The 19,544-nt window shown below is 64.4% G+C and carries 18 protein-coding genes; 4 read left to right on the top strand and 14 right to left on the bottom strand.

Annotated elements, in window-relative coordinates; genetic code table 11:
• Positions 1–54: 54 nt before the first annotated feature.
• Entirely contained in the window at positions 55–1,344 is a 1,290-nt protein-coding gene (locus ACX3PH_RS15765) for an ABC transporter substrate-binding protein (RefSeq protein WP_459093650.1), read from the bottom strand.
• Positions 1,345–1,479: 135 nt separating this feature from the next.
• Here ACX3PH_RS15765 and ACX3PH_RS15760 point away from each other — a divergent pair, with 135 nt between their 5' ends.
• The 4 genes from ACX3PH_RS15760 to ACX3PH_RS15745 all read left to right on the top strand — a co-directional run bounded on the left by ACX3PH_RS15760 (position 1,480) and on the right by ACX3PH_RS15745 (position 7,171).
• Positions 1,480–2,292, top strand: coding sequence for a FadR/GntR family transcriptional regulator (locus ACX3PH_RS15760; RefSeq protein ID WP_459093649.1), 813 nt, complete (start codon positions 1,480–1,482; stop codon positions 2,290–2,292).
• A gap of 69 nt (positions 2,293–2,361) precedes the next feature.
• Complete coding sequence (gene gndA, locus ACX3PH_RS15755; RefSeq protein WP_459093648.1) at positions 2,362–3,819, top strand: NADP-dependent phosphogluconate dehydrogenase; 1,458 nt, start codon at positions 2,362–2,364, stop codon at positions 3,817–3,819.
• A gap of 113 nt (positions 3,820–3,932) precedes the next feature.
• Positions 3,933–5,414, top strand: a complete 1,482-nt coding sequence (locus ACX3PH_RS15750; protein WP_459093647.1) for an aldehyde dehydrogenase family protein — start codon at positions 3,933–3,935, stop codon at positions 5,412–5,414.
• Positions 5,411–7,171 (top strand): thiamine pyrophosphate-requiring protein, encoded by a 1,761-nt coding sequence (locus ACX3PH_RS15745; RefSeq protein WP_459093646.1) that lies wholly within the window; start codon positions 5,411–5,413, stop codon positions 7,169–7,171. Before ACX3PH_RS15750 ends, ACX3PH_RS15745 begins: the two co-directional genes overlap by 4 nt.
• Before the next feature lie 38 nt (positions 7,172–7,209).
• On the opposite strand, the gene ACX3PH_RS15740 is transcribed toward ACX3PH_RS15745, so the two are convergent.
• From ACX3PH_RS15740 to ACX3PH_RS15680, 13 genes are all read right to left on the bottom strand, one after another.
• Positions 7,210–7,740 (bottom strand): LeuD/DmdB family oxidoreductase small subunit, encoded by a 531-nt coding sequence (locus ACX3PH_RS15740; RefSeq protein ID WP_459093645.1) that lies wholly within the window; start codon positions 7,738–7,740, stop codon positions 7,210–7,212.
• Positions 7,737–9,005, bottom strand: a complete 1,269-nt coding sequence (locus ACX3PH_RS15735) for an aconitase family protein (RefSeq protein ID WP_459093644.1) — start codon at positions 9,003–9,005, stop codon at positions 7,737–7,739. The genes ACX3PH_RS15740 and ACX3PH_RS15735 overlap by 4 nt, the downstream gene beginning before the upstream one ends.
• A 52-nt stretch (positions 9,006–9,057) precedes the next feature.
• The gene (locus ACX3PH_RS15730) at positions 9,058–10,320 is read right to left on the bottom strand and encodes an aconitase/3-isopropylmalate dehydratase large subunit family protein (protein ID WP_459093643.1); all 1,263 of its coding nucleotides are present in this window, start codon (positions 10,318–10,320) and stop codon (positions 9,058–9,060) included.
• Positions 10,317–10,829 (bottom strand): LeuD/DmdB family oxidoreductase small subunit, encoded by a 513-nt coding sequence (locus ACX3PH_RS15725; RefSeq protein ID WP_459093642.1) that lies wholly within the window; start codon positions 10,827–10,829, stop codon positions 10,317–10,319. The genes ACX3PH_RS15730 and ACX3PH_RS15725 overlap by 4 nt, the downstream gene beginning before the upstream one ends.
• 32 nt (positions 10,830–10,861) lie before the next feature.
• Positions 10,862–11,941: an ornithine cyclodeaminase family protein gene (locus tag ACX3PH_RS15720; RefSeq protein ID WP_459093641.1), complete on the bottom strand. Its 1,080-nt coding sequence runs from the start codon at positions 11,939–11,941 to the stop codon at positions 10,862–10,864.
• Positions 11,942–11,969: 28 nt separating this feature from the next.
• Positions 11,970–13,037 (bottom strand): aminopeptidase P family N-terminal domain-containing protein, encoded by a 1,068-nt coding sequence (locus ACX3PH_RS15715; RefSeq protein WP_459093640.1) that lies wholly within the window; start codon positions 13,035–13,037, stop codon positions 11,970–11,972.
• Entirely contained in the window at positions 13,034–14,215 is a 1,182-nt protein-coding gene (locus tag ACX3PH_RS15710) for a M24 family metallopeptidase (RefSeq protein WP_459093639.1), read from the bottom strand. The genes ACX3PH_RS15715 and ACX3PH_RS15710 overlap by 4 nt, the downstream gene beginning before the upstream one ends.
• The gene (locus ACX3PH_RS15705; RefSeq protein WP_459093638.1) at positions 14,212–14,991 is read right to left on the bottom strand and encodes an ABC transporter ATP-binding protein; all 780 of its coding nucleotides are present in this window, start codon (positions 14,989–14,991) and stop codon (positions 14,212–14,214) included. Before ACX3PH_RS15705 ends, ACX3PH_RS15710 begins: the two co-directional genes overlap by 4 nt.
• A 1-nt stretch (position 14,992) precedes the next feature.
• Positions 14,993–15,817 carry an ABC transporter permease gene (locus ACX3PH_RS15700; protein WP_459093637.1) on the bottom strand — a complete coding sequence of 275 codons (825 nt, stop codon included), beginning with the start codon at positions 15,815–15,817 and terminating at the stop codon, positions 14,993–14,995.
• Between the two features lie 120 nt (positions 15,818–15,937).
• A complete protein-coding gene (locus ACX3PH_RS15695; RefSeq protein ID WP_459093636.1) occupies positions 15,938–16,981 on the bottom strand; it encodes an ABC transporter substrate-binding protein in 1,044 nt (347 codons plus the stop codon).
• 54 nt (positions 16,982–17,035) lie between these two features.
• The gene (locus tag ACX3PH_RS15690; RefSeq protein WP_459093635.1) at positions 17,036–17,533 is read right to left on the bottom strand and encodes a MarR family winged helix-turn-helix transcriptional regulator; all 498 of its coding nucleotides are present in this window, start codon (positions 17,531–17,533) and stop codon (positions 17,036–17,038) included.
• Between the two features lie 167 nt (positions 17,534–17,700).
• A complete protein-coding gene (locus ACX3PH_RS15685; RefSeq protein ID WP_459093634.1) occupies positions 17,701–18,213 on the bottom strand; it encodes a 3-isopropylmalate dehydratase small subunit in 513 nt (170 codons plus the stop codon).
• A complete protein-coding gene (locus tag ACX3PH_RS15680; RefSeq protein WP_459093678.1) occupies positions 18,210–19,487 on the bottom strand; it encodes an aconitase/3-isopropylmalate dehydratase large subunit family protein in 1,278 nt (425 codons plus the stop codon). The genes ACX3PH_RS15685 and ACX3PH_RS15680 overlap by 4 nt, the downstream gene beginning before the upstream one ends.
• Positions 19,488–19,544: the final 57 nt, after the last annotated feature.

The raw sequence follows: 19,544 nt of genomic DNA, 5'->3' as shown, positions 1-19,544 counted from the left end.
AAAGTACGCGCGGTGTGGCGGGCCGTCCAATAATGGGACGGCCCGCCATCCGTGTTACTTCTCGTCGTCCAGGAATGCCTGGAACTTGGCCTGCGCCTCTTCGATGGCTGCATCGACATCGCCACCGGTGATGGAGACGACGATCGGCATGCCGACGATCTCGCGAGCCTCGGCTACCGAGATGACCAGCGGACGGTCGTAACCGACACCGCCTTCGGTGCTGCCCTTGATGGCCTCAACCAGGTCAGCCGGGTAGTCAGCCGTTGCGGACGGGTCTTCCCAGACGGAGATACGCGAACCGGGAACGCCGGCCTGCTGGATCTCGAGCATCTTGTCCTGGCTGGTGGCCCACTCGATGAACTTCCAGGCGTTCTCGGTGTTCTCCGTCTCAGCGGCGATACCGAGTGCCCATGACGGCACGTTGTACGGGTGCGAACCTTCCTCGCCGGCCGGGAACTGCGCGAAGCCGACAGTGTCGGAGATCGTGGAGCTCGCCGGGTCGGTCGCGTTCTTGTAGAGGCTGTCAGCTTCCGTGTAGAACGCGGCGTTGCCCTGCGTGAAGATCGCCATCGCCTCTGGCCAGCTCATGTCGGTCGACACGTTGGCTGGGCCGTAGTTGCGGATGAGCGAACCGTACAGTTCGTACGCCTCGGCAGCAGCATCCGAGTCGATCACGGCGTTGCCGTCGTCATCGATCCAGTCGCCGCCCGAGCTGTAGAGGAAGCTGCTGAACTGCGTGACAGCGGCAGACACGCCGGTGCGGGCTACGAAGCCTGCAATGTCGGGGTTCTGCTCCTTGATCTTCTTGGCCGCCGCCTCGAGCTCCTCGAGAGTGGTCGGCACCTCAAGCCCTGCCGCCTCCAGCAGGTCTGTGCGGTAGTAGAGAACCTCACGCTCGGTGATGATCGGAACACCGACGACTGCACCGTCGACCGTGGTTGAACCCACGGGCCCTGGCTGGAAGTCGTCCCAGTTCCAGTCGCCGTTCTCGGAGACATTGTCGGAGATGTCAGCCAGCCAGCCGTTGTTGGCGAAGAGCTTCCCCTCCTGCAGCGGGCGGTACATCATGACGTCGATCTCGTCGGTGCCGGCGTTCAGCTTCACGTTGTACTGGTCCGAGAGCTGGTCTTCGCCGAGCTGAGTCAGGTTGACCGTGATGCCGGTCTCCTCCTCGAACTCGGGAATGGCTTCCTTGACGATGTCGGTCCAGACGTGGTTGGCGAGGGTGACGTTGAGGGTGTCTGAGCCACCCTCTTCAGGTGCGCTACAGGACGCCAAGGTTCCCACGGCCATGAGGGCTGCTGTGGTGATTCCGGCGAAGCGCAGGACGGTGCGGCGTTTCACGTTGACTCCATTCCTGAGCCAGCGCATTTATACGCGGGCTCCACAGACGCATCTTTACATCTGCCTTAGTGAGAGAGCGTAGCCTCACTAATCTGACTTATACAAGTCTGAACACCGAATGGATATGATTTCACCGTGGATGAAGAAGCCAATGAAGCCAGCCCCGCCCTGCGGCACGGATTTGTCGCGGGCAGAACCCACGAAACACCCGGGTTGCACAACCAGATCCTCGACGAACTGGGGCAGGCGATCTGCGAGGGGCGGATGCCCGCCGGCATGACCTTCACCACCGAAGAGCTCGAAAACCGCTACCAGGTGTCGCGCTCGGTCATCCGGGAAAGCCTGCGGGCACTCGAGGCGATGGGGATGGTGACCTCCAAACGCCGGGTCGGCAATCGCATCCTGCCGATGAGCGAATGGAATGTCTACGACCTCAGCGTCATCCGTTGGCGACTGGCCGGGCACGGTCGCATCTCCCAGCTGCGCTCCCTCACCCAGCTGCGCACCGCCATCGAACCGGAGGCTGCGAAACTCGCAGCGAGCCGCGGCGCCCTCTCGCAGGCGAGCGACCTGATGGGACTCGCCGGGCGCCTGTGGGCCGCCGGGCGGAGTGGCGACGAGGAGGGCTTCCTGGAACTCGACATCGAGTTCCACGCGCTCATCATGGAGATGAGCGGCAACGAGATGTTCTCCCGCCTGAACAACCTGGTGTCCGAGGTGCTCATCGGTCGTACCCATTACGGCCTGATGCCCAAGTTCCCCCACGATGAGGCGTTGCAGCTCCACGTCGACGTCGCCAACGCCGTGCAGAGCGGCAATGCGGATGCCGCCGGTGCCGCGATGCTCCGCATCATGGACCGCACCATGACGGAGATGGGCGAGATCTGGGAGCACGGCGTGAGCGAGCCGATCGCCCAGGTCGGTGAGCCGACCGGCACCGAAGGCTGAGCAGTCATCGAGATTGACGAACCGCTAGCGTTAACACCGACCCCCGATCGCGAGCAGAAGGAGCTTCACGTGTCTGAGAACAGCCAGCAACAGGCCAACATCGGCGTTATCGGACTTGCAGTCATGGGCTCCAACCTCGCGCGCAACCTGGCCAGCCGTGAAGGCAACACGGTCGCGGTGTACAACCGCAGCTATGAGAAGACCGAGGTGCTGATCTCCGAGCATCCGGAAGCCAGCTTCGTGCCGGCGTCCTCGTACGAGGAATTCGCGGCATCCCTGTCGACCCCCCGGACGGCCATCATCATGGTGAAGGCGGGGAAGCCGACGGATGCCGTCATCGACGCCCTGACCGCCGTGTTCGAGCCGGGCGACATCATCGTCGACGGCGGGAACGCCCTGTTCACCGACACGATCCGTCGCGAGAAGGCGGTGCGCGAGACCGGGATCAACTTCGTCGGCGCGGGCATCTCCGGTGGAGAGGAGGGCGCACTGCTCGGCCCGTCGATCATGCCGGGCGGCTCCGCCGAGGCCTGGAAGACACTCGGACCCATCCTTCGTTCCATCGCCGCGGTTGCCGAGGGCGAGCCGTGCGTGACACACGTCGGAACCGACGGTGCCGGCCACTTCGTGAAGATGATCCACAACGGCATCGAGTACGCCGACATGCAGCTCATCGCGGAGGCCTATGACCTCATCCGTCGCGGCACCGGCAAGTCGCCAGCGGAGATCGCTGACGTGTTCGCCGAATGGAACAAGGGCGAGCTTGAGAGCTACCTGATCGAGATCACCGCAGAGGTGCTTCGCCAGGTCGACGCGAAGACCGGCAAGCCGCTGGTCGACGTGATCCTCGACCAGGCCGGCGCCAAGGGCACCGGTGCCTGGACGGTGAAGAGCGCGCTCGACCTGGGCGTTCCGGTGTCGGGCATCGCCGAAGCGGTCTTCGCCCGCTCACTGTCATCGAAGCCGGCACAGCGGGCAGCCGCGGCCGGCCTGCCCGGACCGGCCGAGTCGTGGACGGCTGACGACGCCGACGCATTTGTCGAGGACGTGCGGCAGGCGCTGTACGCCTCCAAGATCATCGCCTACTCGCAGGGCTTCGACGAGATCGTCGCCGGCGCTGAGGAGTATGGCTGGAACATCGAGAAGGGCGAGATCGCGAAGATCTGGCGTGCCGGCTGCATCATCCGCGCGCGCTTCCTGAACCGGATCACAGAGGCTTATGCGGAAGACCCGGGCCTGGTCGCGCTGGTGACCGCGCCGTTCTTCACCGAGGTGGTGGCCGGGGCGCAGGCCTCCTGGCGGCGCGTCGTGGTCGCGGCGGCCCAGGCAGGCATCCCCTCCCCCGCCTTCTCCTCGTCGCTGGCGTACTACGACGGACTGCGGGCCGACCGCCTGCCCGCCGCGCTCGTGCAGGGCCAGCGCGACTTCTTCGGAGCGCACACCTACAAGCGGGTCGATGCTGAAGGCACCTTCCATACGCTCTGGTCCGGCGACCGCAGCGAGGTCGAAGCGGTCGACACCCACTAGTGCTCTCTCGGGCCAGCACCACTGCCGTCCGTCGGTATTGACCGCTAAGGGTCCCTAACAGTATTCTGGCAGATACTTAGGGTCCCTAAACAAAGGCGTCGACTATGGGCTTCATGGATCATCTGACACCGGGCACAAGCATCAGCATCGGATCACTGGTCGGCGACGAAGAGTGGACGATCGGTGCCCGCTCATTCGAGGTCCGCGATCCCGGTCGGCTCAGCGACGTAGTCGGCACCGTCACGACCGCCACCACCGCGGATGTCGACCGCGTCGTCGCCATCGCGCGCCGCGCACAGGAGTCGTGGCAGCACCAGACGGTCCAGGACCGCGCCGCACTGCTGCTGCGCGCGACGAGCGAACTCGAAGGGGACAACGAGGACCTAGCGGTCCTCCTCACCCGCGAGAACGGATCGGTTCTGCCGATTTCTCGCCGAGAAATCCTGATGGCGGCGAACGTGCTGCGCGCTGCTGCGGCATCGGGAATCGAGCTGCTCGGCGATGGAGACTTCTTCACCGACGCTGCCAGCTGGGTGCGGGTGCGGCGCCGGGCGTTCGGGGTCGTCGGATGCATCGTCCCGTGGAACGCGCCGGTGATCCTGACCGCGCAGAAGATCGGCCATGCCCTCATCGCGGGCAACGCGGTCATCGTGAAGCCCTCCCCCAACGCGCCACTGGCGGTATCGCTCATCCTCAGGCGGCTGGCGAGCATCTTCCCTCCCGGAGTCATCAACGTAGTCCACGGTGACGGAGAGGTGGGTGCCGCCCTGGTAGCCCACCCTGACGTCCGTAAAATCTCGTTCACCGGAGGCGGGGCGACGGCAAAGCACATCATGCGCTCGGCGGCCGATTCCCTCACCAAGATTCACTTCGAACTGGGCGGCAACGACCCAGCCATGGTCCTCGACGACGCCGACCTCACATATGCCGCCGACCGGATCGCCTCCCAGGCCTTCCGGCGCGCAGGCCAGGTGTGCTTCGCTATCAAACGCGTGTACGCCCCACGGGCGCTGGCCGGCGAACTCGGCGAGGCGATTCTGGACCGGGTGGGACGCATCACTATTGGCCATGGGCTCGACCCGGAGGCAACGATGGGCCCGGTCAACAACCTCCAGCAATTCGAGAAACTCCGCGGGATCCACGAACGACTGACCGTTGCGGGCGCCAGGATCACCACCACCGGTCGCTGCCTCGATCCCGGGGAGTGGAAGAATGGTCATTACCTGCGCCCGGCGATCGTGCTGGACGCCGACCCCACCGACCCGATCGTCACCGAAGAACAGTTCGGGCCCATCCTTCCCATCGTGGCCTATGACACCGAGGACGAGGCGGTCGGCATGGCGAACGGCACAGAGTACGGGCTCGGATCGTCGGTCTGGTCCTCGGATCCCGAACGGGCGGTGGCTTTCGCATCACGCATTCAAGCCGGCATGACCTTCATCAACGAGCACGGATTATCCGCCCTAGGCCAGAAGCACGTGCCGTTCGGCGGGATCAAGCAGAGCGGCATCGGCTGGGAGAACTCCCCGTCGGGACTGGCCGAATACCTAGAGTTCCACAGCATCACCTCCCATGGGGTCGAGGCCGCGCAGTGAGCCGGTCCGGCGGAGGCACAACCTCCGATGCCCTGATCGCCTCTCTCGCCCAGGCCGGCGTCTCGATCATCTTCGCCAACCTCGGAAGCGACCATCCCGGAATCATCGAGGCGCTCGCCGAGGCCAGGTCCCGCGGCGAGGAGGTCCCCGCGGTCGTCATCTGCCCACACGAGACCACGGCGATGAGCGCCGCACACGGCTACGCGCTGGCCACCGGGGAGCCCCAGGCGGTATTCGTGCACACCGACGTCGGCACGGCAAACCTCGGAGGCAGCGTGCACAACGCGGCTCGCTCCCGAGTGCCCGTTTTCGTCTTCGCAGGGTTGACTCCATACTCGCTTGAAGGCGAACTGCCGGGAACCCGAAACAGCTACGTCAACCACCTCCAGGACGTCCACGACCAACATGCGCTGGTTCGCCCGTACGTCAAATGGAGCTACGACATCCGCACCGGCACCAACGTCAGGCAGCTCGTGTTCAGGGCGCTGCAAATCGCGAACAGCGCCCCGCGCGGACCGGTGTACCTGACGGGCGCCCGTGAGGTTCTCGCGCAGCAGGTGCAGACCAGGGAGCTCGCATCCGGGCGCTGGCAGCCGATCGCCCCCATCCCGTCTCCCGCTGACCTCGCCAGGGAACTCGTTGAGACCATCGCCGCAGCCAGCTTCCCTTTGGTGGTCACTTCGCACCTGGGCCGGAACCCGAGTGCGGTGGGCAAGCTCGCCACGGTAGCGGAGGCGCTGGGTGTCGGCGTCGTGGAGACCACGCCGTCCGTCGTGAACTTCCCGGCGACGCATCCGCTCCACCTCGGGTACACCGTCGACGACCTTATCGCCCGGGCGGATGTCATCCTCGCCATCGACACGGACAGTCCCTGGATCATCTCGCGGTGTGCCCCAGCCGACGGCGCACGCGTGTTCTACATCGACTCCGACCCGCTGAAAGAAGACCTGCCGCTGTGGTACATGGAGTCCGACCGCTTCGTCCGCGCCGACAGCGGCGCAGTGCTGGACCAGCTGATCCAGCTGCTGCCGTCAGCCGAGCTCAGCGGCACCACTGGGCGTACCGAGCGCTTCGCCGCAATCCACCGCGAGCAGCGCGACGCCTGGGAGACAGAGCGGGCGTCGGCCGCCACCTCGCTCAGCACCGAAGCGGTGTGCACGGTTCTGGGCCACCTGATCGACGACGACACCATAGTGTTGAACGAGGCCATAACGAATTCGGGGATCATCGCACGCTGTCTGCCCAGGGTGATGGCAGGGACGATGTTCGCCAACGCCGGAACCTCGCTCGGCTGGAGCGGAGGCGCGGCAGTGGGCATCAAGCTGGCGCTGCCCGACCGCACCGTCGTCAGTCTCGTGGGGGATGGAACCTATTTCCTCACCGTGCCGTCATCGGCCTACTGGGTGGCGCAGCGCTACTCTGCCCCCGTTCTCACAATTGTGCTCGACAACGGTGGCTGGAATGCCACAAAACAGAATCTGATCCGGCAGCATCCCGGTGGGGCCGCCGACAGCGGTGACCAATACTGGGTGAATCTCGCGCAGTCCGCCGATTTGCCCGGAATCGCGCAGGCGTCCGGCGGCGCGTACGCTGCCACGGTGAGCACGCTCCCAGCACTCGAGCCAACGCTCACCGCGGCCCTCGCACGGGTTCGGGCAGGACAGGCTGCCGTCGTGAGCATCCGCCTGCCTACGATCTCAGACCAGCCGCATGAGGAGGCGGCACGCGTGAGCGCTGAGGTGTCCCGCGGGTCATAAGAAACCGCTCCGGACCCGAGGGCCCGGAGCGAAGCAGGCTAGTTCCCCTGCGCCCAGCCGGGACGCGATGCCACCATGTTGATCAGTCCCCCCATGGCCAGCATGTCAAGCAGGAATGGGTCAGCTGGTGTCGCGTGGCGGACCTCGCCGGTCGTCAGGTTTGAGAACACGCCACCCGCAATGTCGATGACGAGTCGGTCGCCGTCGCTGACCAGATCGGTGATTCCCGCGAATTCGAACGGGGGCAGGCCGACCTCGAAGCAGTTGCGATAGAAGGTGCGGGCAAAGGTGTCCGCCGCAACGCAGCCGATCCCCGTGGCCTTCAGCGCCTTGGTGGCGATGGCACGACCAGATGACTGGCCGAAGTGTTTGCCCGCCACCACGATGTCCCCCGGTTGGACCTCGACCGGAAAGGCCGGGTTGAGGTCCTCGAGAACGTGCCTGACGATCTCCTCCATCGGGTCGAAGACGTATTGCGTCTTCACCAGCCGATCGGTCGGAATATTGTCGCCGAACTTCCAGCAGCGACCCTCGAACCGGGTCTGTCCCTCGGTCGATTTCGCGTTCACGATGCATTCCCTTTCGCCGCGGAGATTAAGGTGCGCGGATCAGCGATGCGGCCGTCCACGGCAGCCGCTGCCACCGTCAGCGCCGATGCCAGATACATCGATGACTTCGGACTGCCATTGCGGCCGGGGAAGTTCCTGGCGTGGGTCGAGATCATCGCCTCGCCTGCCGCCATCGCCCCCATGTTCGACGCCTGGTTGGAGCCGGTGCTGGCCGGGAACCAGGTCGCCCCAGCCTCGTGCAGCTCCGCTACCAGGCCGGCGCGAAGTGCCTCACTGAAGACTTCGCGGCTGGACGGAACGATGTTGAACAGCACGTCCGGGTGGACGCGACGCCCCCGCAACACCTCAGCGGCCATGAGGATGTCCTCCATCCGGCCGCCTCCGTGACCGCCGAGTTCTGCCCACTGGATCGGAGTGCCGACGACCGAATCGATCGGCTTCGTGTTGCCGACGGTTGGCGGACACGCCACCTGCGGATCCAGCCGAGACAGGTCGAACTCGCGGACGGAGACCGCCTCGCCGGCGTCGCTGAGCTCGATCAAGTCCAGATCGCCACCCGGCAGCGTCTTGACGAAGGCCCGGGTAGTGTCGTCTGGCTCCACGAAACCGCATTTGGCGCCGAGATCGACGCACAGCAATGGGAAGAGCCATCGATCCCAGAACGACAGACCCTTGATGTATGGCCCACTGAACTCGAGGGCCTTGTAGATCAGAGACCCCTCGCCCAGCTGGTTGACCAGCCACAATGCGACATCCCGTGCCGTCGTGCCGGCCGGGGGCACACCATTCAGCACGATGCGCACCGTCTCCGGCACCTTGAACCACGCCTTGCCATACGGCAGCACGGTCCCGGCGTGGGAGTCGTTGCCGAGCGCCACGGCGAGCGCCCCCACAGACCCGTGCACCGGGGTGTGGCTGTCCGATCCGACGACGATCATGCCCGGTCGGATCATCCCGCGGCGCATCGCCACGTGATGAATGTTCCCACTTCCGCAGTCGAACAGGCTGATGCCATGCTTGCGTGCCCAGGTCCGATTGTGCTGGAGCACTTCGGCCTGGTGTTCCGTGGGGGGGGAGAAGTGGTGGTCGAATACCAGCACGACCCGCTTGGGGTCCGGGATGGGCAGACCGACCTTCTCCTCATACACCTTCGAGGTGAGGTAACCGCTCAAGTCGTGCATGATGAGCCGGTCGACCTTCGCGACGACGACCTCTCCGGGCTCGACCCTCTCCTTGCCACTCGCTCGCGCCAGAATCTTCTCCACCAGGTTCATTCCCGACCTCCGACGCTCACACTGACTCTTCCAACGGACACTCTCATTGCAGGACCAGACCGGGATTGGTGATTACACCACGGATAGCCGAAACGGCCGCCGTTGCCGGGCTGCTGAGGTAAATGCTCGACTCGTAGCTGCCCATTCGCCCCCGGAAGTTGCGGTTGGCCGTGGACAGGGTGACCTCGCCATCCGCCATCGCACCACCGTTGCCGGCGCACGCGCCACAGCCGGGGTTGGTGATCATCGCGCCCGCCTCGATGAGCGTCGTGATGATGCCATCCGCCGCCGCCTTGGCCATCACCTTGGCCGAAGCCGGAGTGACGACGAGACGCACCCCCTTCGCGACCTTGTTGCCGGCGAGGTACTTGGCCGCGATCGCGAGGTCGTCATACTTGGCGTTCGCACACGAACCGATGAACACCTGGTCGAGCTTCATTCCCGCGACCTCGTCGACCGACACCACATTGTCGACCGTGTGGGGTACCGCGATCTGCGGCGAGAGAGCGCGCCCATCGACGGTGACCACCTGTCGGTACTGCGCATCGGCATCCGGCAACAGCGGGTTGATACTGCCGAGGTCGACGCCAGCAGCCGCGAGATACCTCTCGGTTTCCCCGTCGGTGGGCACGTAGGCGTTCTTCGCGCCCATCTCCATCGCCAGGTTGCACAGGGTCATCCGTTCCGAGACCGTCAAATGCTGGACGTACGAGCCGTGGAATTCCACCGAACAGTAGGTCGCGCCATCCGCGGTGAGGTCGCCGATCAGCTTGAGCATCACGTCCTTCGGATAGGTGCCAGCCGGCAGGGGTCCCTCGATCACGATCTTGATCGACTCCGGGACTCGGAGCCATAGCTTCCCGGTCACCCAGGCGGCCGTGATCTCGCTGAACCCCACGCCCGTGCCAAAGGCTCCGAGCGCGCCGTAGATGGTCGAGTGGGAGTCGGTGCCGATGATCAACTCGCCGGGACGGACGAGGCCGTTCTCCATGAGCACGATATGAGCGATGCCGGCATTCACGTCGAAGAAGTTCTTGATGCCCATCTTGTCGGCGAATCCTCTCGACAACTGATGGTCGGCAGCCGTCTTCGCGGTCTGCGCGGGCGAAACGTGGTCCATGACCATCGCGATCCGGTCGGGATCGAACAGCTTCTCGACTCCCATCCGCTCGAGCGTCCTGATACACCGCCAACTGGCGGTATGGCTCATGTACAGATCAGGGTAGGCATCCACGATCTGGCCGGGAACCAGGTCTTTCTCTCCCGAGGCGCGCTCCAACGCCTTGACTGCGAACGTCTTGCTCATCGACCTGTCTCCTTTGCAATGCCGGCCATCAGCTGCGGGATCAGCCCACCGGCCTCGAGAATGTCCCGAAGCATCGCTGGATACGGGGTGAATGGGAACTCCTGGTCCCCCACGCTCACGATTCCCGCGTGGTAGTCGACCCAGACTTCCTGCCCCTCGACAATGGCATCCACCGCGGCGGGGCACTCCACCGCCACGAGGCCGGTGTTTATGGCGTTGCGGAAGAACACCCTGGAGTACGAGCGAGCAACGACGGCCGTCACCCCTGCCCCGATGAGGCAGGTCGAGGCTTGTTCCCTGGCGCTTCCGCAGCCGAAGTTGTTGCCGCCGACAACGACACGGCTTGCGAAGAGACGCTGCTGCACTTCCTCACCGAGGGGTTCGAAGGCGTGCTTTCCCAGCTCGACCGGGTCGATGCTCACAAGGTAGCGGCCGGGGATGATGACATCGGTGTTGACGTTGTCTCCGAACACTATGCACTGTCCGCCGAGGCGTGGCGTGGCTATCATGTCGTTCCTTTCATTCGTCGCTGCGCCGGCCGTCACGGGGTGGTGTCTTCCAGGAACCAGTCGGTCGGAATGACGTGGCCGAGGTCGAGCTTCTCGGCCAGTTCGAGAACCCGCGAGCCCACTGCGGCGAACTGGATACCCATGCCGGTGTTGTTCGCGAAGACCGTGATCTCGTCCGGGCTCTGGCGGACGGGAGCCGGATCGATGAGCACGTCGCCGAGCTCCCGGATCTGCTCCCAGGTCATCCTGCCGCACTCGACCGGCCCCAGAATGTCGAATTGCTTGTCGTGGTGAACCTGCTCACGGGAGAAGACGACGATGTGGTCGGCTCTGTCGAATGTCGTGTCGTCGAGTTCACGCCGCGTCGCCGTCCCGTCCGGGGACGTGATGCTCGTCACGTGCGTGCCCGGTTCCAGCCAGGCACCGTCGAAGCACGGATCCATTGTTGCGGTTGCCGTCGTGACGATCTGGCAGCCGACCACCGCATCCTGCGGCTGGTTCACCGCGATAACCTTGCGGCCGCTGCGCGTACTCCATTCCTTGGCGAAGTTCTCCCGGTTGGCGACGGTTGGGCTGTAGACGCGGATCTCCTCGATGCCGGGGCGCACAAGCAGCAGGTGCTCGAGGTGCGCGGCGGCCTGCCAGCCTGAACCAAACATCCCCGCCACGCGCGCGTCGGGGTTGCTGAGCTCTCGGATTCCCAGTGCCGAGGTCGCGCCGACGCGCATCTTCTGAATGAAGCTGTCGTGGATGATCGCGAGGGGCTCGAGCGTGGTGAGGCTGAACAGGGTCACCAGGCCGACATAGCGGTTCCCGGGCGCTGCCGGGATCAGGCGCCGCCGCTGCTCGCCGGTCGCGAGCGTCTCGACGCCGACGATGTCCGAGGTGATGCGGGTTCCCCACACGCCACTGGAGATGTTGCCGCCTTCCTGCGACTTGAAGCGGAACCGGAATCCCGGGTACCTGTCGTCTTCGATCGGGAAGTAGGTGTGGTTCCTCGGACGATTCGCACCCTTGCCTTCGGCCAGTTCGCTGTAGGCGACTTCCAGGACGCTCAGGGTTTCCTCCGCCGTGAGCACCTGTTCAACGTCGGCGTTCGATAGGACTCTCATGTTCTGTTAACTCCTCTGTATGGATTGGTCATGGCGCTGTTCTATTGGACGAAACAGTGAGGAGTTCCGCACCGTCTGGGGTGACGAGGATCGTTTCGGCGACGACCGTGCGGTCGCTACCGGAGTGCAGCACTTCCAGCGAGAGCACCACCGCTTCGCCTGGCTCGGGTGGCCGATGATGATGCCCTGCCGAGAGCAGCTCGCCGCTCGTGGCCATATCGGCCTGATTGACGCACCGAAGTTGCCAGATGGCATCGTCGGGAAGACCGACGAGCTCGCGCTTCGCCGCCGCGACGAGACTGTCCCAGGCCACGCCTGGGCGCACCAACCGAATGGCGGCTGCGAGGGCCGCCGGCAGGATCCTCAGCAACGGTGCCTGCACCTCGCCCGCCACCAGCCGGCTCGTGTGCGGCCAGCCGTGCCGGTACTCCCCGGTCACCTGTAACGACAGGATTCCGTCGACGGTCAGGTCGGTCTGGATCGCCACGTCGGTGAAACCGCCGCCACGGATGTCCCGCTCGAGGGCAGCGATGCGTTCGGTCGTCGACAGGCCGGGCGCCGAGGCCGTGTCCACTGCTCGGCTGAGGATCGACGCGCCCGTCCTCAGGAGTGCGGTCTCGGCCGGAGAGGGAAAGGCCCTTTGATCGCGCACGAGGGATCCGAGCATCCGCAGCTCCCACCCGGGGATGGCTTCCCGGATTTCGTCGACGATCGAGGCCGGCCACAGATCGGCGTCGACCAGTCCGAGAGTTCCCGTCGTGCCCTCGGCAACCAGTCCGGCCGCCAGGGACCCGAAGGTCTTTCCGCTGCGCAGGTCGGTCATGGTCGAGGTCAGGCGCATCCAGCTGTGAACCCGTTGTGAGAGCTTCGTCAGCAGGAGCGGCTGGCCCTGCGCCGGGACCGCTACAACGCCCTCGTTCCAGTAGATGCAGAGGTTGGTGAGGTACCCGATGTCATCGGAACGGAACACGTCACCATAGACCAGCACGAAATCGAGCCCGTCCTCGGCCATGACAGACTGAACCGCCTCGATGCGCCCGTCCCATTCGGCGTCCGCGATTTCGGATCTGTCCCGCACTACGAGTCCGCGCTTCACGATGGAATCCCTTCGTCGGTGGAGAAGAGCTTTCGCTCGGTGTCGATCAGTACCTCATACCCGGTAGCCGTTACGACGACGGGGTCACCGAGTACGTGGTAACCGGCCAGCGGCGTATACGTGTTCGGGTGGATGATGAAGACCGCGCCCTCTGGCAGCACAGTGTGGTTGCCCTCGATGATGGGGCTCTCGTCAAGGTGCAGGCCGTGGCCATGGCCGCGCACTCGCGTCCAGGTGCTCGAGCAATACTCGCCATACCCATGCCTGCGGAACACGTCATTCTCCGCCATCGCAACCTCGTGGGCGGTCACACCGGGCTTGACCACCGACATGCCCGCTTCGACCGCCTCGTTGAAGAGGTCGAACGACCGTCGCTGCCCGTCGCTGGGGGTCCCGACGACGGCCGACCGACAGATCTGAAGCCAGTATCCGTCCATCCGCGGCGTCAACTCGGTGCGGACCATGTCGCCGAGCTCCAAGCGTCGCTTGCTCGGCGGGGTCATGCCCAGCACCTCGTCACCACCCGAGGCGATCAGCATGAAATTGTCCTCCGCACCGAGTTTCTTCAACTCACTCTCCACATGCGCGATGATGTGGTACTCCGAAAGCCCTGGCTCCAGCACCTCCACGAACTTCTTCCAGCCCGCGGCACAAACCTCGCCACTGCGGCGCATGCGTGCAAGCTCCCACGGGCTCTTCACCATGCGGGCAGCATCCATGAGGCCGGTGGCTGAGACGAATTCGGTAGCGGGCAGAGCCGCACGCAATGCGGCCTGGAACGCGAATGGCAAGAGCTCGAGATGCGCAATACCCACACGCTTCGGTTTGGCCTCGCGCAGCCGATCAGTGAGCGGCGCAATGTCGGACAGCGCAAGGTAATGCGCATCCTCTATCCATCCAGCCGCCTCGATCACGGCGATGTCCGCGTGCCGCGTAGAATACGCGCTGGGCCGGCCGTCCGCCGCCAGCAGCGCGAATGACGCGCTTCCCAGGACCTCCGCGTCGCTGAGGTATCTGACGTTCTCGCGTCTCCAGCCGGGTCCGTAGGCCAGGAGCGCGTCGAGATCCTGCTCGGCCATCGCGGCGCGCAGCTTCCGGTGGCGTAGCGCCCGTTCCGGTACCGCGGCGTCATGCAGCAGTGCGGCGGGCCGGACCAGTGTTGATGGGTAGCTGGTCACGAAGCCTCCTCCTCCATGCGCATGAAGTCACGCGTCACGTTCTTCTCGATCTCGAACAGAGCGTCGTCCTCCGGCGCCCGCGGGTGCGGCACGTCCAGCGGCAGGTCGAGGAACATCTGGGCAGGGCGGGCGCTGATGACCAGCATCCGGGTGGACAGGAAGACGGCCTCGCGGATGTTGTGGGTGACGAAGAGAACGGTGCGCCCGGTCGCCGCCCAGATCCTGACGAATTCCTGACGCAGCTTGCGGGCGGAGATCTCGTCCAGAGCGGAGAACGGCTCGTCTGCCAGGAGCAAATCGGGTTCGATCGCCAACCCGCGGGCCAGCGACACCCGCTGTTGCATCCCGCCGGAGAGTTGCAATGGGTAATAGTCCATGAACTCACCCAGGCCGACGAGCTTCAGGTATTTCTCCACCCGTTCCGCGGCCTCCTCCTTGGGGATGCCCAACTCGTTCAGCGGGATCCGGACGTTGTCACGGACGGTTCGCCAGTTCAGGAGGCGAGGCTGCTGGAAGACCACCCCGATGCGAACCTGGGATCGCGTCTTGACCCCCACCTCCTTACCGTTCACGATGACGCGACCCGAGGTTGCGCTGTCGAGTCCGTTGATGATGTTGAGGAGGGTGGACTTGCCGCACCCGGACGGACCGAGAATCGACAGCAGCGCTCCTTCTTCGACGCTGACGTCGAGACCGGAGATCACTTTGAGCGGTCGCTCTCCCGGACGCGGGAATTCCTTGTGGAGATTCTCGATGATGAGGTATGGGCTCGACATGTTAGGCACCTTCCTGGCTGTGCGTGCGTGGACGCCACTTGGTCAGCCGCTTCTCCACCGGCTTGAGAATGAAGTTTTCGATGAGCAGGAGCGTGATGGTGAACAACAGAGTCCAGGCCAGCACCTGTGTCATGTTGAAGTTGCCGAACCACCAATTCAGCATGTAGCCGACGCCACTAGACAGGCCGATCAGCTCCACGACAGTCACGATCTTCCATGAGATCGCCAGGGCGTACCGGAATGCTGCCAACACGTATGGGACAAGCTGGGGCACGATCAGCTTGGTCATGATCGACTGCTTCGAGAAGTGGAACGCCTTTCCCATGTGCACGAGGTCGTGGTCGATCGCCTTGGTTCCCTGCCAGATGTTGATCGCGATCGCCGGTGTGGCCGCCACTCCGACTGCGAGGATTGCGGCGGTGTCGTTGAGACCGAACCAGAGAATGAACAGGATGCCGAAGACGACAGCCGGGATCGAGAATCCGACCAGGATCCAGTTGACGAAAAGGTCCTCTCCGAGGTCACTGAGCCCCATGATGAGGCCGATGATGACGCCGGCCACCATGGCGATCGTCATTCCACCGAGCACTCGCACCATGGTGATGTAGAGCTGGTAATAGGTGTCGCCCTCCAGCAGGTTCTCGAAGAGTGCTGTCCCGACCGGCACCGGTCCGGGCAGAACCTGCACGCTGAGGAACATGGAACCCACCTGCCACAGGACGATCACCGCGAGCAGGGAGGCCGATCGCCGAAGCGGTCGCTTGAGGGATCGACGGCGTCCGAGGTCCAGGGGAGGCTCGAGCCCCGCGGCGACGTCCGGGGCCAATTGATTTTCTACTCGAAGCGTTGACAACTCTGCACCAGCTCTCTTTCTGTGAATTCTGTGTGGAGGTGGGGGTGAGTCCGCCCGTCGGGACGGACCCACCCCGTGGCTCGTGTCCGACTTCTAGCTAGTGGCCACGTAGTCGAGGCTGAACAAGCCCTCGGGCGACTCGGACACGAAGTCATCCGCTCCGAGGATCGGAATGAGCGACTCGATCAGCTTGTGCATACCGTCGACCTGCTTCTGGTCCCACGAAGTGCGGAAGTTCTGGCCGAGCAATTCCTGCAGCGCCTGGGGCGCATCCGGGTCCGTCAACTTGAGCGACTCGGCGTACCTGGTCCAGGCCTCGTCATCGCTCTGGACATATTCCACGCCATCACGCATCGCATTGGAGAATGCGACGAGTTCGCTGCAGTGGTCAGCGGCGTAGGTCTCCGTCGAGGCGAGCGCGAGATGCACGGGGATAGTGCCCGTCGCCTCGATGTACTCGGTTGACAGGTCGCCGATCTTCTTGTACTTGCCGGAGAGCTGGGTCACGACCGTCGCCGTGGAGCCGGTAAGCACAGCGTCGAGCTCACCCTGGTCCATCAGGCCGAGCACTGCAGCATCTGGCGCGACGGTCAGCGATGCAGCGGCGTCTTCCAGCTTGGAAATGCCGAACGACTCATTGGCGATCGCCGACAGCACAGCGAAAGTTGCGCTGTTGTTGGCCGAGAACGATCCGAGCCGCTTCCCCTCCAGGTCGCCGATGTTCTTGATATCGGAGTCCTTCGGAACGAATACACCATTGGACGGGCTCGCCAACGCCCCGAACAGGAAGACGTCCGAGCCTTGCGACCGGGCGACGGCCATGCTGGTGGTGCCCCCAAAACCGATGTCGACCGATCTCTGGGTGACCGCGGTGGCCGAGGCCGGTGGATTCAGAAAGCTCTTGATGTCCAGATCCAGGTTGTACTTCTTGTCCAGGCCCTGGTCCTTGATCGCTGCAGTGACGAGGTCCTGGGCTCCAGGGTTCACCCCGAGAGTGACCGTGGTCATCTCGGTGAGGGGTCCGCATGCTGCCGCTCCCGGGTCGGCGATCGGTTCAGGTTCCGGAGTAGAGCAGGACGTGATGGCCAGTGCGATGACGCAGGCAACGGTGACGGCGGCAGCTTTCTTTACTCGCATTCCAGTCTCTTTTCTTCTTGGTTGAACCAGCGCACGTTGTTGGGCGCTGGTGAATCAGGGCTTGGCGCCCAGGTGCTCGGTGAAGTATGCCGTCGCGGCCTCGTAGACGATCCGCAGCGAGTCAGTCAGTTCGGCGCGCTTGTCTTCGGACAGGCCGAGCGTCAGAGTCTCGATGACCTCCCGCAACGCCACGTCTCCGGCTGCGGCTGCAACAGCGCCCGCCTCGGTGACGCTCAAGACGATTGCGCGGCGATCCACCTCGCTCGGCCGCGTCTCCATGAGCCCGCGACGGGCGAGGCCGTCGACTGTCTCCGACACGGTCGGAAGGGTGAGGTTGGCCCTGACGGCCAGCTGGCCCAGCGACGTGTATCCACCCATGACACGCGTCAACGTGCGGTACTGCCGGAAGGTGAGCGGGGTCGCGAGATTACCCAGGACGATGGTGTTCAAGCGACGCAGGCGCGCCGCGACAGTGACCAACAGCTCTTCGTCTCGATCGAGGGCCGTCGCCCGGTCCATTGCCATCGACTCGGCTTTCACAGGCTCATGCACAACGATTTACGCCTTTGTTTGTTAGGGACCCTAAGTACTTCTGGATCGACCATACAGTTAGGGACCCTTAGCAGTCAACACCTCGGGTCGACTTATCCGGATTGACCGGAAGCGCGACGAATCGACAGCGGGGACCAGGGTCTGCGGTTGAAGGCCTGAGGCGGTGGTTAGACGTAGCCTTCTCGGCGTAGCAGAGCCTGAGTTCCGCCAGCCGCGATCGTCTCCAGCAGCAGGTCGGGCATCGCCGCGCCAGTGGCCGTGGCACCGGTCGTACGGTTGACGAATGTGCCGTGCTCGATGTTGACGGCCACCTGGTCGCCTTCGGTGACGAGGCTGAGCACCCCGGGGCATTCGAGCACCGGCACCGCATAGCTCACGCAGTTGCGGAAGAAGATCTCGCCAACGGACTCCGCAACGATCGCGGCAATGCCGAGCCGGCCGATATACAGGGGTGCCGGACGGCTCGACCCAGAGCCGAACGCCCTCCCAACGACCAGAATGTCGCCGGGACTCACGAGCCCCGCCCAGCCCGGGCGGATCGTCGCGAGCACCAGTGCCCCCTGCTCGTCCGGCGGCAATTCGAACCCGGCACGCGGCATGATCGCATCCGTGTTCACGTATTCGTCTGGGATCACCCAGGCTTTACCGGAACGGGTCCAGGCGTCGGTGGGTTGTCTCACCTGCGGTCCCCCAGCGCCATCAGGTACGGCATGGGATCGGCGATGTGGCCTTCGACGGCCGATGCCGCCACGGTCGCCGATGACCCCATGTAGATCTCGGCATCCGGGCTGCCCATTCGCCCCCTGAAGTTTCGCGTGCTGGAGGTGATACAGACCTCGCCGGCCGCGAGCACCCCCATGTGTCCGCCGGCGCACGCCCCGCACGTGGAGTTCGTCACCAGCGCACCGGCGACGATGAGGGTCTCGATGTAGCCGAGTCGAAGCGCCTCGAGATAGATCGCCTGGGATCCCGGCGTCACGATGAACCGGACCCCGTCCGCGACGCGCCGCCCGCGAACGATTTCGGCGGCTACTCGGAGGTCGGACAGCTTTCCGTTGGCGCAGGATCCGATGAACGCCTGGTCGACCTTCACCCGGTCCTTGCCGATTGAGGTTGCCGAGCGCACATTCCTATTCATCGAATTCGGCATCGCTATCCGGGGCGCGAGCTCGCTCAGGTCAACGACATAGACGGCGGCGTACTCGGCGTCTGGGTCACTCTCCACCGCCACAAAGGGCGCGTTCGTCACCGAGGCGATATGCTCCCGCACCAAGCGATCGGCGGGCATCATGACGAAGTTGGCGTTGAGCTCCGTGCACATCGTCGACAGCGTCGCCCGGTCATCCAGGGGCATCGATTCCAGGCCCGGCCCCTCGAACTCTATGTCGTGCCCCTCCTGACTGCCGTAGCGCTCGGCGATGTAGAGGAAGACATCCTTGCCATAGACACCGAATGGAAGCGAGCCATCCAGACGGAACTTCACGGTCGGTGAGACCTTGTACCAGGTCTTCCCGGTGCACACAAGCTGGAAGATGTCGGCCAATCCGAGCCCCCGCGCGGCGCAGTTCAACACCCCTGCTGCACTGGTATGAGAATCGTTGGACGCGACCAGTTGTCCGGGTAACGCGAGGCACTCCTCGAAAATCAACTGGTGCTCGATACCGCCTCTGCCGACATCGGCGATGCGTCGGAAGCCGAGCCGTTCCGCGTGCTCGCGCGCACGGCGGTGGGCGTTCGCCACCCTGATGGTGGGAGCCGGGACCGCGTGATCCATGAGGACGGCAACCCTTTCGGGGTATGCCACCTTTTTCAAATCGTCTGGCATGCAATCGGGCGTCTCACTGAAGACGGTATCGGCCATCACGATCAAGTCGACGTCGGTGACCACGATTTGCCCCGGCCTCACCTCGGCGAGACCGCTCCGGGCGGCCAGCACCTTGTGCGCCATGGTCATACCCACGATGGCCCCCCCAGATTCTCGCCCATCCCGAACATGTGCTCCTACCTCTCC

The organism is Homoserinimonas sp. A520, from assembly GCF_054489245.1.
The sequence above is the reverse complement of the archived record's forward strand: the minus strand, read 5'-3'. Positions and strand labels throughout refer to the sequence as shown.